Raw genomic sequence first — 14,951 nt, 5'->3', positions numbered from 1 at the left:
TTTTCATTTAACCAAGCACCTTGTGAATTCGTTCCATTGCCCAATCTAGTTCTTCTCTTGTAATGATAAGAGGAGGAGCGAACCGAATGACTGTTTCATGCGTTTCCTTACAAAGAAGCCCTAGTTCCTTTAATTCTTCGCAATATTTACGAGCAGGTTCTGTCAATTCAACTCCGATGAACAATCCACGGCCTCTTATTTCCTTTATTCTTGGGTTTTGAATATCCTTTAGTTTGCTTAGAAAATATTTACCTAATTCCAATGAGTTTTCCGCAAGCTTTTCGTCCATTAGAACATCCAGAGCAGCAATGGATACGGCGCACGCCAATGGATTTCCTCCAAACGTGGAGCCGTGAGATCCCGGATTGAATACACCTAAGATATCTTCGTTTGCCAAGACACATGAAATGGGGAATACACCGCCGCCAAGTGCCTTCCCAAGGATATACATATCCGGCTCAATTCCTTCCCACTCACACGCAAACATTTTTCCAGTCCGAGCTAACCCTGCTTGGATTTCATCCGCAATAAAGAGAATGTTGTTTTCTTTACATAGGTCAAAAGCAGCTTTTATAAAACCTTCAGGAGGAATAATAATTCCAGCCTCCCCTTGAATAGGTTCAATTAAAAAGGCTGCAGTATTGGGTGAAATGGCTGCTTTTAAAGCTTTTAAATCTCCGTAAGGAATTAGTTTTATCCCCGGCAGCAAGGGTCCGAAACCTCGTTTGTATTCTGCTTCAGATGACAAGGAAACTGCCGTCATGGTCCTGCCATGAAAATTCCCCATACATGCGATAATTTCGGCTTGGTTTTCAGCAACACCCTTGACATCATAAGACCAGCGGCGCGCAGCTTTAAATGCTGTTTCTACTGCCTCAGCACCAGTATTCATTGGAAGTGCCATTTCCTTTTTTGCTAATTTGCAAATCTTCTCATACCATGGACCTAATTGATCATTATGAAAAGCACGGGAAGTCAGCGTTACCTTATCTGCTTGATCTTTTAGGGCTTGTATAATCTTTGGATGGCGATGCCCCTGGTTTACTGCAGAATATGCACTTAACATATCCATATATCGATTGCCTTCAGGGTCTTCTACCCAAACCCCTTCAGCCTGTGAAATAACAATAGGTAGTGGATGATAATTATGTGCCCCGTATTTCTCAGTTTGTTGAATGATTTCCCCTGTTTTCTTTTCTGCAGCCATACTATTTTTCCCCCGTTTCAAAGGCTAATTATGTATATACCTATTGTAGCCGAGGTAGCAAAAAGAATGAACACTATCGATAAAAATATAAAAAAAAACCTACTACCCGCTATTAGCATGGCACTAGGTTTTTTATCATTTACTTATTTCTTGATTAGGTCTTCGCGCTGTGATTGGTCAATCCACTCTTGAAGTTTATCTTTCAATGTGTTAAATCCTTGTTGTCCTTCAACTTCAGGAACAATAGCAGCTGCTTGACGCTTACGAGGTTTTTTTGGTTTAGCAATAGCCTGTTGAACAGGTGCTTCTTCTGTTGCACGGATGGATAAACCAATTTTTCCTGCATTTTCATCAATGGATAATACTTTTACTTGAACTTCATCTCCGACTTTAAGATGCTCATTGATATCTTTAACATAGCCATGTGTAATTTCTGAAATATGCACAAGTCCTTGTGTATTTTCGTCTAATGCGATGAACGCTCCATATGGTTGAATACCGGTTACTTTTCCTGTTACAATACTTCCAGTTTCGAATTTTTCTGTCATGAAAACACTCCTATGAAATAAATTATTTTATCTTTTATATACGCAATAAGAAATTATAGCACATTGTAAACATATAATCAAAAGGGTTTTCCTTACAAAATAATTGAAAACGTTAACATAACATTCAAATAGGTTTTTTTCTAGAAAAAAGAAATTTATGTTAAAATAAATCTGAGATAATGTCTGAGTAGGAGAGGTGAACCAAATGAACACAATTGGCAATACAATTAAAATGTATCGGGAACATTTAAAAATGACAAAAGAGGAACTGGCACAAAAAATAAGGGTAGGGATTCATACAATCGATAAATATGAATCTGGTGAACAAATCCCAAGCACTCAAACACTTTTAAAATTATCTACTGTTCTCGATATCCCTGCTTCTGAACTATCATTAGACCAACTTGATCAGCACACTTAATTTTTATATTTGTTGTATACATCAATCAAAAACGGGAAATCATAAAAGTATAAGCTTTCTAGTATTCCCCCCTTTTTGAAGTGGACAACCTAATGTGGTGTGTCCTCTTTTTTTTGAAAAAAATCGAAAAGCTAGTGTGAAATATGAATATGCTGGAGAAATTATTATCACGAACATATCTATAAAAGGTGGGTAAAAAAGCGTGGAAGAAAAAGTCTTTTATCGTAATCAGCTCGTCAATAATATTGATATTTATTATGAATTCTATCCAAATTCTGATTCTAATAAGACTCTCGTACTGCTTCATGGATTCCTTTCCTCCACTTTTAGCTATCGACGGTTAATTCCTTATTTAAACAAAGAGTTTCAAGTCCTGTCGATTGACCTTCCTCCCTTTGGTAAGAGCGGGAAAAGCAATAAATTTATTTATTCTTATAGAAATCTTGCCCAAACGGTTATTCAGCTCATTTCATTACTAGGTTTAAAGGAGATTACTCTAATCGGCCATTCCATGGGCGGGCAAATTGTTCTAAATATCTTAAATCAGCAACCGGATATTGCGGAAAAAGCCGTTCTGCTATGCAGTTCTTCTTATTCAAAACGATCAAAACTCCCTTTAATTATCGGAAGTTACATTCCTTATTTCCATTTATACGTAAAGTTTTATCTTGCCCGGTCAGGTGTTGTGCAAAATCTTCAGAATGTCGTTCATGACCATTCGTTAATCAGTGACGAAATGCTATTTGGCTATTTACAACCTTTTTTAAAGGATGAAATTTTCTTGGCGTTAACAAGAATGATTCGGGACCATGAAGGCGACCTCTCAACTAGCGTGCTGAACCAAATTACTCATCCCTGTTTGTTAATATGGGGAGAACATGACAAGGTTGTCCCACTGACCGTAGGCAAGCGGTTAAGTACTGATTTAAGAAAATCAGAGCTTGTTATCCTAGAAGAAACCGGTCATTTAGTCCCAGAGGAACGGCCTGAGGATGTATTTCAGCATATCAAACAATTTTTGGCTTAAAAAAAAAACGACAGCATTCTTGTGCTGTCGTTTTAAATAGTACAGGAATCGTTTTCCTTAATTGCTAAAAGCTGCTTTGCCACTGTAAGGCATTGATTCATTGGGATGTTTTTTTCAAAGGAAAATTCATAGATACTCTGAATTCTTTCCGCTAAATCTTCAGGGCTGTCTAACTCATGAATGGCCTGAATCGTATCGGCAATTTCTGTATCATACTGGCTATCCCCTTTTAACTGGAAGGGATCCCATTCGTTTAATACATCCACAAATTGCAGATTCGTATTCCTTTCACTTTCCATATCCTTCTCTCCTCTCCTATTTTTATATGTCTATCACAAGAAGCCACCAACATTCTGCATTTCTATTTAAGAACGTATTCGGCTAGTACTGTTTGAAGCTCATATATATTTAAGTTCTTGTTAAATTGTTTTTGAAGGGGGAGCGCATTACCTGAAATCCAGATTTTTAATTCTGCATCCAAATCAAAGCTTCCAGCCGTCTCAATACTAAAATGAGTTATACTTTTATACGGAATAGAATGATACTCCACTTTCCTTCCAGTCAATCCCTGCTTGTCCACTAAAATTAGCCGCTTATTCGTAAATATAAATAGATCTCTAATTAATTTATACGCTTTTTCAATTCTTTCGTCCACAGCAAGGATTCTAGCGAATTCTCTTTGGGCTTCTGCTGGATTTACCTCTGCCGCATTGCCCATCATTCCATCAAAAAATCCCATGATCCCACCACCCTTTCTAGCTTAATATTTTATTATATTACTTTTGCCTGTAATTATTTTTATTCACCTTGTACTAACTCCAATAAATGTTGCAGCATTTGGTCAGCTGAAACGAGGGCTTCTCCACCACCCTGCGCAAAAGAATGACTGCCCCCACCTTTACCATTTATCATAGTCAGGGCATTTGCTGCTATTTTTTTCATACTTATCCCATCCGCTGAGGCTTTCGCACAGACTAGCTGCAGTCTGCTTTCATTTTGAGATACTAATAAACAAATAACATTGTCATCTTCATTAATGATGATCCTGGCTAATTTTTGGAGTTCTTGAACACTTCTGTTTTGAAACACTTCACTTACAACACTTTTTCCCATTGAACTATTTAGTAAGCTTCTGGCTTCAAAATAAAGAATTTTTTCAACCGTTTGTTCTAATTCTTTCTCTGTACTTTTCACCTTCTCTAGAAGGCGAACAACACTTTTTTCCATCTCCTGTTCAGGTGAATTAAGCAGTTGGGTGAGTTCCATAAGCACCTTATTTTTTTGATTAAGCTGTTTAATCACTCGATTTCCACAAACAAATTGTAGTCTGGTCTTTTTCTTTTGCTTTTCCCAATCCAAGATCTTGATTGCCTGGACTTCCCCAGTAGCTTTCGGATGTGTTCCGCCACAGCCGTTATAATCAAAATCCGGAATAATCACCAGCCTTATATCCTCTTTCACTTTTGTTTCTTTTCTTAAAGGATAATTCGCTGCTTCTTCTTCTGTAACCCATTTTACTTCGATCAATACATTCTCTAAAACAATTTGGTTCGCCAGTTGTTCAGCTTTTTCAGCTTCTGTTTCCGTGAGGCTTTCGGTATCTAAATCAATGGTGAGTATTTCATTGCCTAAATGGAACCCTACCGTCTTGTAGTTGAAAAGGTTATCAAATGCAGCAGAAAGAATATGCTGTCCTGTATGCTGTTGCATATGATCAAATCTTCTTTCCCAATCAATTATTCCATCCACCGAAGACGTGGAATCATCTAGGTCACTTTCGAGGTAGTGGCGGATTTCTCCCTCCACTTCTTCAACATTCAGAACATTAATATTTTCAATCGTCCCCGCATCGTGGGGCTGTCCGCCGCCTGTAGGATAGAATGCAGTTTGATCTAACACAACATAGTCATTCCCTTTTTCGTCTTTCCCTTTTGTTACGATATGTGCTGTGAAAGATTTTATGTAAGGATCTTGATAGAATAATTTTTTCCCCATATTTTTACTCCTAGTTTTTATTGGTAAAAAAAAGAAACAGCTTAATGTTCACTGTTTCCTTGACTATTATGTTGAGACATTACTTTTTCTTCAAGTTCTTTTGCTTTTTTTGCTTCCCGCTTTGAAACCTTGATAATAAAGCGCATTGTTAATATGGCACCAATCATAAAGATAATAAACGTTACTGCAGCTGGTCCATATTCAGATTTATCCTCAGGAAAATATAAAAATAACGATAATACATATGGCTGAAACATCATTTTCTCCCTTTCTTTAAAGGAATGTTACTAAAGTTTAATTATAGCAACAAAAAAAGTTTCCTGCCATTGATTAAATCCCCAGGTTACTGCAATACCTTGAAACCTTTAATTAACACATCTTCTTCTGGTTTATCCTTAGCGTCTACAGGAGTCTCAGCGATTTTATCTACAATATCCATTCCTTCAATTACCTGGCCAAATACGGTATGACGACGGTCAAGCCAAGGTGTGCCTCCTTGTTCCTCATATGCTTCAATAATCTCTTTTGGAAATTCAGCTTTCTCCATTTCTGTTTTCATTGCTGGGTCTACAGATTTTTTCTGAACGATAAAGAACTGGCTTCCATTTGTGTTTGCACCAGAATTAGCCATTGATAATGCTCCACGTAAGTTATAAAGATTATTTGAGAATTCATCCTCAAATGGCTTTCCATAAATGCTTTCTCCACCGGTTCCGTCACCATTTGGGTCGCCGCCCTGAATCATAAAGTCATTAATGACACGATGAAAAATTAGTCCATCGTAATACCCTTCTTCACCATGCGTCACAAAATTTTCTACTGCTTTTGGAGCATATTCTGGAAATAACTTAATTTTTATATTGCCCATGGTCGTTTCCATTTCAACAAGCTTCTCATTTTCTGAGACTTCCTTTGAAAGTTGGGGATAAACTGCGTTTTCCACTTGATCGCTCCCTTCCTTTTCCTCAGTGTTTGGAGCAGAACTGTTAGATCCTGTTTCCTCTTTCTCCTTGCTTGTCCCACATCCAGTTAAGACAAGTACCCCAATTAGTAGTATTATGAGCAAAAGTTGCAATTTCTTTCTCATTTATCATCCCTCCATTTAATTAATTTAACCGATATTTTTGTTTTTTGCACATAGTTTTTTATATAATAAAAGAAGGATAGTAGAGTGGAGGGAACGTAATGTCAGAATTCCAGATTGGCCAAATTGTTACCGGAATTTATAAAACAGGAAAATATATTGGGGAAATAACCGAAGTTCGTCCGCAGCATTACTTAGTCAGGGTATTAGCTGTTGTGAAACACCCCATGCAAGGTGATTTACATAATCCAAAAGATGCGGATGTCCTTATTTTTCATGAAAGAAAAGCACTTTCCTTCAGGGAGCAGACCAATATTCCAAAGCAAATGGTAAAGCCTTTTCATGATGAGGTGCCGGACTATCGTGAGTCATTAAAACAAGCAGTTGAAAAAATGAAAAATGAATTAACAGAACATGCAACCCCTTGGGCTGAAATGAGTTTAAAAAGCCTTGCTTCTCTAGAAAAAGATTATTTCAAATAAATAGTTAAGGCCAAATCAGATTGAATGATTTGGCCTTTTATGCAAATTCATTTAATAGTTTTGAAAAATCAATGCGGTCACCAATCGTTGTAGGCTTTGGCTTTTCTAAATAACGTTTATCCTTTTCAACAAGTCTGAATATGTTAAAGGTAGTCAGCGCATCATCCAGTGCCCGGTGATGTCTTCCTGTACCTTCCTTCCCATATTCTTGAACTGCTTTCCATAATCCTGTTTGATTTTGATCCCCAAAAAACCGTTTATATTCCATGGATAAATCTAACTCAGCTGCTTTAAAGGGGAATGCCACACCAGCCTCTAAACAATTGTGCCGAAGAACCTTCATATCCATATTTCCCCAGGTGACAATGGTAGTTTCATATTCATTATTGAACTCTCCCAATTTTCGGATCAGTTCATAGAATGAAATTCCTTGGTCGACCTGCTGCTGTGAAATATGTAAGAATGATTTGCAGCGTTCAGAAAGAATCGGAAATTTAAGTGGTGTTACATAGGATGAGAATTGCTCTGTAATTTGATCGTCAACAACTGCAACGAGTCCAACCTCGATAATTTCTGCAAAAAAATCTTTCATTCGGACGTTTCGTTCAGGCATTGTAAATTCAAAATCAATAAAGATAGTTTGTCTCTTTTCCTTCATTCTCTCACCACCTTTTTTAAACTTTTCTTACTACCATTATATAAAGAAACCTGTACAAAGTATTGTACTAATTCTCTATATTTCTTATATTATATCACGAAATTGACATAAATTTTTTAAATATTTTTTCAATTAGAGCAAAAAAAAGATGGAATACTCCCATCTTTTTTAAAAAGCTACCTCTTCAATTTTATCACTGCCATTGTACACCTTGAAACACAAACGAGCCGGTCTTGCTCATCCGTTATTTTGATGTCCCAAACCATGGTTGTTTTCCCCTGATGCAGAATTGTCCCAACCGCTGTAACCAATCCTTCGGTAACTGGACGGACATGGTTGGCGTTTATTTCAAGACCAGCAGCACCCTCAGTTTCTTTATCGACTAATTCAAATGCACCAACACTTGCCACCGTTTCCGCCAAGGCAACCGATGCCCCGCCATGTAACAAACCAAATGGCTGGCGTGTTCTCTCATCTACGGGCATTGTTGCAATTACTTTCCCCGGTTCACTATGAGTAATTTTAATTCCTAAAGTATCAATTAATGTGTTTTTTATCATTTTTTCTCCCTTCAAAATTATCTATGGTAAATGTCCATCTATATATTCTTTTTTTAGTTAAAATATCCTCTTATATGTAGTAAAAAAAGAAAAAACAGCCTTTACAGCTGTTTTTTACCATTTTAATAAAAACCAGGGGCTCCAAATCCAGGATAACCGAATCCACCATAACCGAATCCAGGATAACCAATTCCAGGGTAACCAATTCCAGGGGCTCCAAATCCAGCTCCAAATCCAGCTCCATAAAATGGCCGAGGATAAAATAAAGCACTTCCTAATAGTCCTCCCACTAGACCGCCTAGAAACGGCAGCCCAAAACCAATAAATCTCTGACCCCCAACTGGATACGGACTTCTATATTGATACATCCAACAAACCTCCTTTTAATCTCTATACTTGCCTACACTATTTCATATGCGAAAAGAGAGGAGATGGGTTGGGCATCCCTGGAAAAACCCACTAAAATCAAGCAGGGATTTTTTTGAGCTTTATTTTCCAATTGGTTCAAAACGTTCTACGAATAAAGCGAGTGTCCTTGTCATAACACCTGTTGCCCCTGCAGGACCAAGATCATGTTCCTTAGAGGTGGTAGAAGTTCCTGCAATATCTAGGTGGACCCAAGGGGTGCCTTCAGCAAATTCACCTATAAAGGCTCCGGCAACAATGGCATGTCCTTCACTGCCAGGAGAATTATTTAAATCTGCCACTTTACTATTTCTAACTCGTTCTTTATCTTTCTCAAATAAAGGCAGCTGCCAGATCGGCTCTCCAGCCTCCATAGAAGCTTCAAGAACTTGTTCGTATAATGTTTCATGATTTGTCATGGCACCTGTAGTATGTAATCCGAGCGCTGTAATAACCCCTCCTGTTAAGGTTGCCACATCCACTAAATATTCTGCACCATGGTGCTTAGCATAGGTTACAGCATCCGCTAGAACCAGTCTGCCTTCTGCGTCTGTGTTTAAGACTTCAATCGTCTTGCCGCTCATTGAAGTAATTACATCATCCGGTTTAAAAGCATTTCCAGAAATCATATTATCGGTTGAAGGAATAACCGCAACCACGTTTTGTTCGGGTTTTATCTCACCGATGATTTCCATTGCCCCCAGGACAGCGGCGGCTCCGCCCATGTCGGTTTTCATCCCTACAATTCCTGCTTTCGTTTTGATGGAATAACCGCCTGTGTCAAAGGTAATTCCTTTTCCAACTAATCCAATAACGTCTTGCCACTCTTCTTTTCCCTGATATTTTAGAACAATCATCTTTGGCGGCTCCGTGGATCCTTGGTTAACAGCAAGGAAAGCGCCCATTCCCAGCTTCTCAATCTCTTCTTTATCAAGGATTTCCACTTCAAAGTCATATTTAGCAGCAAGCTTAAGTGCATAATCTGCCATATCCTTCGCTGTCAGAAGATTGCCTGGAATATTTACAAGTGTACGTGCAGAGTTCGTCCCATTTCCAAAAGCAAGCCCAACTGTTAAAGCGGCCTGAATATCCTCTCTATCCATGTTTTCACTATATACAGTAATATTTTCTACCTTTTTCTCTGGTTCATTTGATTTTTGCTTGTACCCTTGGAATTGATAGACAGCTAATGAAAATGATTCACTGACTGCATGTGCCGCTTCTAGTTCATTTACTGACTCTGTAATAAAGGTATCTAAAAGAATGGCCGTTTCTCGAAGCTTGCTGGCTTTTACAGCTTTAAAAACCTTTCCTAAAGCCTCACTTAACTTTTCGAAGCTAAAGTCTTTTTCCTTTCCAAGTCCGACAAACCAAATTCTTTTTGCACCTATCTTACCAAAACTATGTACTTTACTAATATTTTTAAATTTAGCGGAAATATCACCTGCTTTGACAAGCTCCGTTAGCTGTCCTTCAAAGATTTCATCCAGCTTTGCTAAGGATCCGCCAAACTTCTCATGCTTATCAAACAGCCCAATAATTACGCCTTCATGCGCTGTTGAAAAGTCAACTTTGTTCTTAACATCAAACATAGTCTATCCACCCCCGTATATATTACCTATTTAGTATAGCGGAAAAATAAATATATTTCGACTATCTAAGTATTTACTGTCAACAATAAAGCTCTTTCTAAACTTTGTTGATTTTGGAACAAAATTAATGATTGCGCCAAATGGTAAAAATGAATAAATTTAATAAGAAAAGAGCTAGTAAACTAAATTCTAAACAGCCAAATAACTATTTCCACGTTAAAATCGGCTTTAAGATTTTAACAATAATCTTCCCGAAAACAACACAATAAAAATAGCAGGCACAAAGCCTGCACTATTTTCTCTCTGACGAAATATATTGTTGACGGAATACCTGCATGGATTTGTTTTCGTTTAATGCTTGTAATTGGGCCTCCGTCAGCTTCCCATTACCCTGCTCAATGATATACACATCGACTTCTCTTTTGCCCCAGTTGGTATAAACATCCTCTACTGTTTCATAATAAAGATCCACTTTATTTCCTTTAATAGCCCCGCCCTTGTCAGCAACTACCCCGTAGCCATATTCGGGAATAAACAGAATCGTTCCAATAGGAAACACCGATAAGTCTGCTGCGACTGTAGAATATAAGTCCCGTTTCACTTTTACCCCTGAATAGGTAATACCATATTCGGGATGGCTTTCATTTTTACCTGTGGATTCATAACCTGCTGTATAACCTGTCGCAATCACCGTTGTTTTTGGATATTTCGACCAGTCAAAGGCCTCCTCTAACGGTGGAGGGGTCTCTGAGGCTAACTGGCTTGCAGCAGCATGTGACTCAAGCTGAAATATTTTTTTAATGAATGATGTAAAATCAATACCGGTTATAGATTGAACAGTCACAGAAAGGGCAAGCAAAAATAGGCAAGTCATTGTTAAACGTTTTATCCAATTTTTCGTTCTATTCATTAATATTTTTCACTCCTCCCAAAATATTCATTCCCAACTAAATAGGAATTATTCAAAAAGGAGTATAAAGTTATTTGTCAGACACAAAAAAATCTTAACCGGTTAAGCCTGAGCAGACCTACACGGTTAAGATTTTTAAAACATTTGGTATCCATTTTTTCGTAACATTTTGATTGTAATACCCGCTGCAATCGCTCCAGCGAGACCGCTTAGCAGTATGAGAATATCAGCAGCAGCTAATAAACTTAACTTTTGACCAAGCTCTTGAAACGCCGCTTTACTATTTGTAATGTATTCGATAAACTTTACTTTATCAATAATAAATATAGCAATAATCGGATATATAATTGCCATAATCCAAGACATTCTTAAAAGCATATTAAGAATAAAACCAATTCCAAAAAATAACACAAAGAATAACAAGATCGATATAATTAAAACAACTATGCTCATTTGCATGGAAAAACCCCCTTTACACATCATTTATTAGTTTACTGAATGTCCAAAAAGGAGTCAATCCATACACAACGGTTTGCAGTTTAAAAAATGGCAAAAAAAGCAGCTTCCCAAATTTTCTAGTAGGAAGCATTTCTAGCAAATATCAGCATCTTTCATTTTTAGGATTCCTGCTTTTCCCCTGATCCCTCACAGCAGGTACATGTTTCAGAACCTCCAAGCAGCAATTGAAAATATCCCGTGCCTAAACAATAATCGCATGTTTTATTGTCAAAGCTAGTCGTATTCATCCAAATCATCTCCTTAAATTATTATTTAAATTTTCTGATAATATATCAAAAAACTGACAAAATGAAAAGGACGAAAATTAACCGAAATTAGAAAGGAAAACGGATACACCTTAAACTTTCTTCCATTTTCTAGGTGTCGCTTAAATTTTCTAATAATTAAAAAAATAATTTATAGGCGCTGTACTTAAAATGATCTCCAGGATTTAGACCATCATAACTTGGTATCGTAACCGTTTCCTGTAAATTAATAAGGTAGTGAAGCATAATGGAAGCATCCTTTTCTTGAAGGAGTTCCTCCGGCGCCATGAACCTTGCCTCATATAGCTCGTTTTCCTGATGTTTAATACCAGCTTCTTTCAGTGGTTCTAACAGAAAAACAAGCAAATTATCACTAATTTCCTCTGAAATGACCCCCGTTCTAAGTCCAATTAAACCCTTAACGGTACAGTCCAGCCCAGTTTCCTCCTTTACTTCCCGAACCACTGCTTCATCCGCTGTTTCTCCCTCTTCAACAAAACCAGCTGGAAGAGACCATTTCCCTTTTAGTCCGCCATACCGCTTTTTAACCACGAGCCAATGTCCCTCAGATGATTTGACTAACCCACTTACTGCTAACCAAACTTTGCCTCGTTTCACTTTACTGCTCATAAGAACCCCCCTCTCCAAAATATTTATTAATATAATAACAAAAAAAGGACAGATATCTCTGCCCTTTTGCAAAATTTCATATTTAAAAAACGTTAAACTTACCCTTTTTCAATACAAGTCCAGCTCCGCCAATCATAAATAGCGAACGATTGTCGACAACTTTCTTCATAAAGGATGCTTTAGCACCTGTTACTTTTTTACCAAACACAACACCGATTGCATCGTCATGTCCAAGAGAACAAACAGTTCCTTTATTATCAAACGTAAACGTTTCAAGATCCAATTTGTTGCGGATTAATGCAGCTATGTTACGAGCAACAACTTCCCCCTGCTGCATAGCAATTTGTGCAGTCGGCGGATACGGACGATTTATTTCTTCATTGATGACGAGTGAGCTGTCACCAATAATAAAGACATCATCAAATCCTGGTACGCGAAGGTCAGGCTGTACTTTCACACGGCCTCTCATTGCTTCAAAACCTGATTTTTCGATAATTGAATTACCTCGTACTCCTGCTGCCCAAACAACCGTTTCTGCAGGAATCATCCTTGGTTCCTCTTCACCCTTAGCAACAATAACTCCTTCAGGTGTACATTCCTTAATGGCATTACCAATTAAGAATTCTACCCCTTTACGTTCTAATTGAGATACAGCATAGTTTACAAGTTCCGGATCAAAACCAGGTAAAACAGTTGGTGCTGCCTCCACACATGTTAATTTCACTTTATGGAAATCAACATCATATTCATGGCATAGCTCTGGAATACGATTTGTTAATTCACCTAAGAACTCAATTCCCGTAAATCCAGCACCGCCGACAACGATTGATAAACGATTATCGTTTTTCTCTTCTTCCATATTGTACGTAGCAAATTGATATTCAATATGCTCTCGTAATTGACGTGAAGAGTTAACATTTGTAATCCCAAAAGCATACTCTTTTAAACCTTTAATTCCGAAAGTTTCTGGTTCACCGCCAAGAGCAATAACTAGGTAATCATACTCAACTTCGCCTTTTTCTAGAATTACCTTTTTCTCATCCTTCTTTATTTCCACTACTGTATCCTGAACGAAATCAACTTTACTTCTGTCGATCACATCACGAATGTCATAACGAACCCGGTCATGATGCAGTGTACCTGCAGATGCTTCATGCAGCCAAGTTGTTTCATAATGATAATCATGTTTATTAATTAAAATAATATCAGCTTCATTTACTCCCACAAGCTTTTGTAAGCGAACTGTTGTCATAAGCCCGCCATATCCCGCACCGACAATAACTATTTTTGGCTTTCTCAAAGTGATCACTTCCACCTTTTTTATTTTAAATATAAATACTTGTTCTTAGCTTCCTCTGCTATTACCATTTTTATTTGATAAGAGGAAAAAAAGTATGTGATATAATTCACGTAAAGCGACACAAAAGTTTCCTCTTTTTGTCACAAAAAATTAACATCTATCCTCAATACATATTATGCTAAACTCTTCACATTTTCAAGTAGTTTATTTGATTATTTTTTATACAGCCTTCACTTTTCCTGCAATGACCACTCTGCCTCTCCCCCAATAGTTTGTAGGACATTATTTATTTGTGCTATTATAAGGAAAGGAATCTGTTACTACATAAGTTGGGGGGATACAGGGTGCAAGAGACACAAAAAATTTATGACATAACCATTATCGGGGGCGGTCCTACCGGTCTATTTACTGCTTTTTATGGTGGAATGAGACAAGCTTCAGTAAAAATAATTGAAAGCTTACCACAATTAGGCGGTCAATTATCGGCTCTTTACCCGGAAAAATATATTTATGATGTCGCTGGATTTCCAAAAGTCCGCGCACAAGAGTTGATTAATAATCTAAAGGAACAAATGGCAAAGTTTGACCCAGCTATCGCTTTGGAACAGTCAGTCGAGAAATTAGAAAAGCAGGAAGACGGCACTTTCAAATTAACAACGAATTCAGAAATTCATTATTCAAAAACGGTTATTATTACTGCAGGTAATGGAGCATTCCAACCACGCCGGCTGGAACTTGAAAGCGCTGCACAATATGAACGTAAAAACCTTCATTACTTTATTGATGATCTAAACAAGTTTGCTGGGCAGAAGGTTGTCGTTTTTGGCGGCGGCGATTCAGCTGTAGACTGGGCATTAATGTTAGAGCCTATCGCGAAAGAGGTAACGATTGTTCACCGTCGAGATAAATTCAGAGCCCATGAACATAGTGTTGAAAACCTGCATAACTCAAAGGTAAATGTGAAAACCCCTTTTGTACCTGCTGAATTAATTGGTGATGACAGCGGTATTAAACAAGTGGTCCTAACGGGGGTTAACGGGGACGGAAGAGAAGCCATTGATGTTGACGCCGTTATTTGTAACTACGGGTTTGTTTCCTCACTCGGTCCAATTAAAGAATGGGGCTTACAAATCGAGAAGAATTCGATTGTCGTTAACTCCAAAATGGAAACGGCTGTACCGGGAATTTATGCCGCTGGGGACATTTGTACCTATGAAGGCAAAGTGAAATTAATTGCCTGTGGATTTGGAGAAGCACCTACTGCTGTCAACAACGCTAAGGCATATATTGATCCAAAGGCTAAGATCCAGCCGCTTCATAGTTCTTCTATGTTCGGTAAATAAAGCAGAAGGCGCCTTAAGCAGGCGC

At 37.8% G+C, this 14,951-nt stretch carries 20 protein-coding genes; 4 read left to right on the top strand and 16 right to left on the bottom strand.

Annotated elements, in window-relative coordinates; all coding sequences use genetic code 11:
• Positions 1-7: 7 nt before the first annotated feature.
• Together V7108_RS14270 and yugI are read right to left on the bottom strand one after the other, a co-directional pair.
• The gene (locus V7108_RS14270; protein ID WP_335568575.1) at positions 8-1,207 is read right to left on the bottom strand and encodes an ornithine--oxo-acid transaminase; all 1,200 of its coding nucleotides are present in this window, start codon (positions 1,205-1,207) and stop codon (positions 8-10) included.
• 143 nt (positions 1,208-1,350) lie between these two features.
• Positions 1,351-1,755, bottom strand: a complete 405-nt coding sequence (yugI, locus tag V7108_RS14265) for a S1 domain-containing post-transcriptional regulator GSP13 (RefSeq protein WP_335511552.1) — start codon at positions 1,753-1,755, stop codon at positions 1,351-1,353.
• Between the two features lie 205 nt (positions 1,756-1,960).
• Between yugI and V7108_RS14260 the strand changes: the two genes are divergently transcribed.
• Together V7108_RS14260 and V7108_RS14255 are read left to right on the top strand one after the other, a co-directional pair.
• A complete protein-coding gene (locus V7108_RS14260) occupies positions 1,961-2,176 on the top strand; it encodes a helix-turn-helix transcriptional regulator (protein ID WP_335511549.1) in 216 nt (71 codons plus the stop codon).
• A 202-nt stretch (positions 2,177-2,378) separates the two neighbouring features.
• Positions 2,379-3,203, top strand: coding sequence for an alpha/beta fold hydrolase (locus V7108_RS14255; protein WP_335568574.1), 825 nt, complete (start codon positions 2,379-2,381; stop codon positions 3,201-3,203).
• Positions 3,204-3,235: 32 nt separating this feature from the next.
• On the opposite strand, the gene V7108_RS14250 is transcribed toward V7108_RS14255, so the two are convergent.
• The 5 genes from V7108_RS14250 to V7108_RS14230 all read right to left on the bottom strand — a co-directional run bounded on the left by V7108_RS14250 (position 3,236) and on the right by V7108_RS14230 (position 6,285).
• Complete coding sequence (locus V7108_RS14250) at positions 3,236-3,502, bottom strand: DUF1871 family protein (protein WP_335568573.1); 267 nt, start codon at positions 3,500-3,502, stop codon at positions 3,236-3,238.
• Between the two features lie 62 nt (positions 3,503-3,564).
• Complete coding sequence (locus V7108_RS14245; protein ID WP_335568572.1) at positions 3,565-3,942, bottom strand: PH domain-containing protein; 378 nt, start codon at positions 3,940-3,942, stop codon at positions 3,565-3,567.
• 59 nt (positions 3,943-4,001) lie between these two features.
• Complete coding sequence (locus tag V7108_RS14240) at positions 4,002-5,198, bottom strand: alanyl-tRNA editing protein (protein WP_335568571.1); 1,197 nt, start codon at positions 5,196-5,198, stop codon at positions 4,002-4,004.
• Positions 5,199-5,239: 41 nt separating this feature from the next.
• Positions 5,240-5,455, bottom strand: coding sequence for a hypothetical protein (locus tag V7108_RS14235; protein WP_335568570.1), 216 nt, complete (start codon positions 5,453-5,455; stop codon positions 5,240-5,242).
• 86 nt (positions 5,456-5,541) lie between these two features.
• Complete coding sequence (locus V7108_RS14230; RefSeq protein WP_335568569.1) at positions 5,542-6,285, bottom strand: peptidylprolyl isomerase; 744 nt, start codon at positions 6,283-6,285, stop codon at positions 5,542-5,544.
• Positions 6,286-6,383: 98 nt separating this feature from the next.
• Between V7108_RS14230 and V7108_RS14225 the strand changes: the two genes are divergently transcribed.
• Complete coding sequence (locus V7108_RS14225; RefSeq protein WP_335568568.1) at positions 6,384-6,764, top strand: kinase-associated lipoprotein B; 381 nt, start codon at positions 6,384-6,386, stop codon at positions 6,762-6,764.
• 37 nt (positions 6,765-6,801) lie between these two features.
• On the opposite strand, the gene kapD is transcribed toward V7108_RS14225, so the two are convergent.
• From kapD to V7108_RS14180, 9 genes are all read right to left on the bottom strand, one after another.
• Entirely contained in the window at positions 6,802-7,422 is a 621-nt protein-coding gene (kapD, locus tag V7108_RS14220; protein ID WP_335517335.1) for a 3'-5' exonuclease KapD, read from the bottom strand.
• 176 nt (positions 7,423-7,598) lie between these two features.
• Positions 7,599-7,982, bottom strand: a complete 384-nt coding sequence (locus tag V7108_RS14215; RefSeq protein ID WP_335517338.1) for a hotdog fold thioesterase — start codon at positions 7,980-7,982, stop codon at positions 7,599-7,601.
• A gap of 122 nt (positions 7,983-8,104) precedes the next feature.
• Positions 8,105-8,350, bottom strand: a complete 246-nt coding sequence (locus V7108_RS14210) for a hypothetical protein (RefSeq protein WP_335568567.1) — start codon at positions 8,348-8,350, stop codon at positions 8,105-8,107.
• 120 nt (positions 8,351-8,470) lie between these two features.
• The gene (locus tag V7108_RS14205; RefSeq protein ID WP_335568566.1) at positions 8,471-9,979 is read right to left on the bottom strand and encodes a leucyl aminopeptidase; all 1,509 of its coding nucleotides are present in this window, start codon (positions 9,977-9,979) and stop codon (positions 8,471-8,473) included.
• A 292-nt stretch (positions 9,980-10,271) separates the two neighbouring features.
• Entirely contained in the window at positions 10,272-10,889 is a 618-nt protein-coding gene (locus V7108_RS14200; protein WP_335568565.1) for a 3D domain-containing protein, read from the bottom strand.
• A gap of 135 nt (positions 10,890-11,024) precedes the next feature.
• The gene (locus tag V7108_RS14195) at positions 11,025-11,348 is read right to left on the bottom strand and encodes a YuiB family protein (protein WP_335517350.1); all 324 of its coding nucleotides are present in this window, start codon (positions 11,346-11,348) and stop codon (positions 11,025-11,027) included.
• A gap of 158 nt (positions 11,349-11,506) precedes the next feature.
• The gene (locus tag V7108_RS14190) at positions 11,507-11,635 is read right to left on the bottom strand and encodes a YuiA family protein (protein ID WP_335517352.1); all 129 of its coding nucleotides are present in this window, start codon (positions 11,633-11,635) and stop codon (positions 11,507-11,509) included.
• Between the two features lie 156 nt (positions 11,636-11,791).
• A complete protein-coding gene (locus tag V7108_RS14185) occupies positions 11,792-12,283 on the bottom strand; it encodes an NUDIX hydrolase (protein WP_335517355.1) in 492 nt (163 codons plus the stop codon).
• 82 nt (positions 12,284-12,365) lie between these two features.
• Complete coding sequence (locus V7108_RS14180; protein ID WP_335517357.1) at positions 12,366-13,583, bottom strand: NAD(P)/FAD-dependent oxidoreductase; 1,218 nt, start codon at positions 13,581-13,583, stop codon at positions 12,366-12,368.
• Between the two features lie 344 nt (positions 13,584-13,927).
• On the opposite strand from V7108_RS14180, the gene yumC reads away from it, so the two are divergent.
• The gene (yumC, locus tag V7108_RS14175; RefSeq protein WP_335515677.1) at positions 13,928-14,926 is read left to right on the top strand and encodes a ferredoxin--NADP reductase 2; all 999 of its coding nucleotides are present in this window, start codon (positions 13,928-13,930) and stop codon (positions 14,924-14,926) included.
• Positions 14,927-14,951 lie beyond the last annotated feature (25 nt).

The organism is Neobacillus vireti (assembly GCF_036962345.1).
GTDB lineage: Bacteria > Bacillota > Bacilli > Bacillales > Cytobacillaceae > Neobacillus > Neobacillus vireti_A.
The sequence above is the reverse complement of the archived record's forward strand: the minus strand, read 5'-3'. Positions and strand labels throughout refer to the sequence as shown.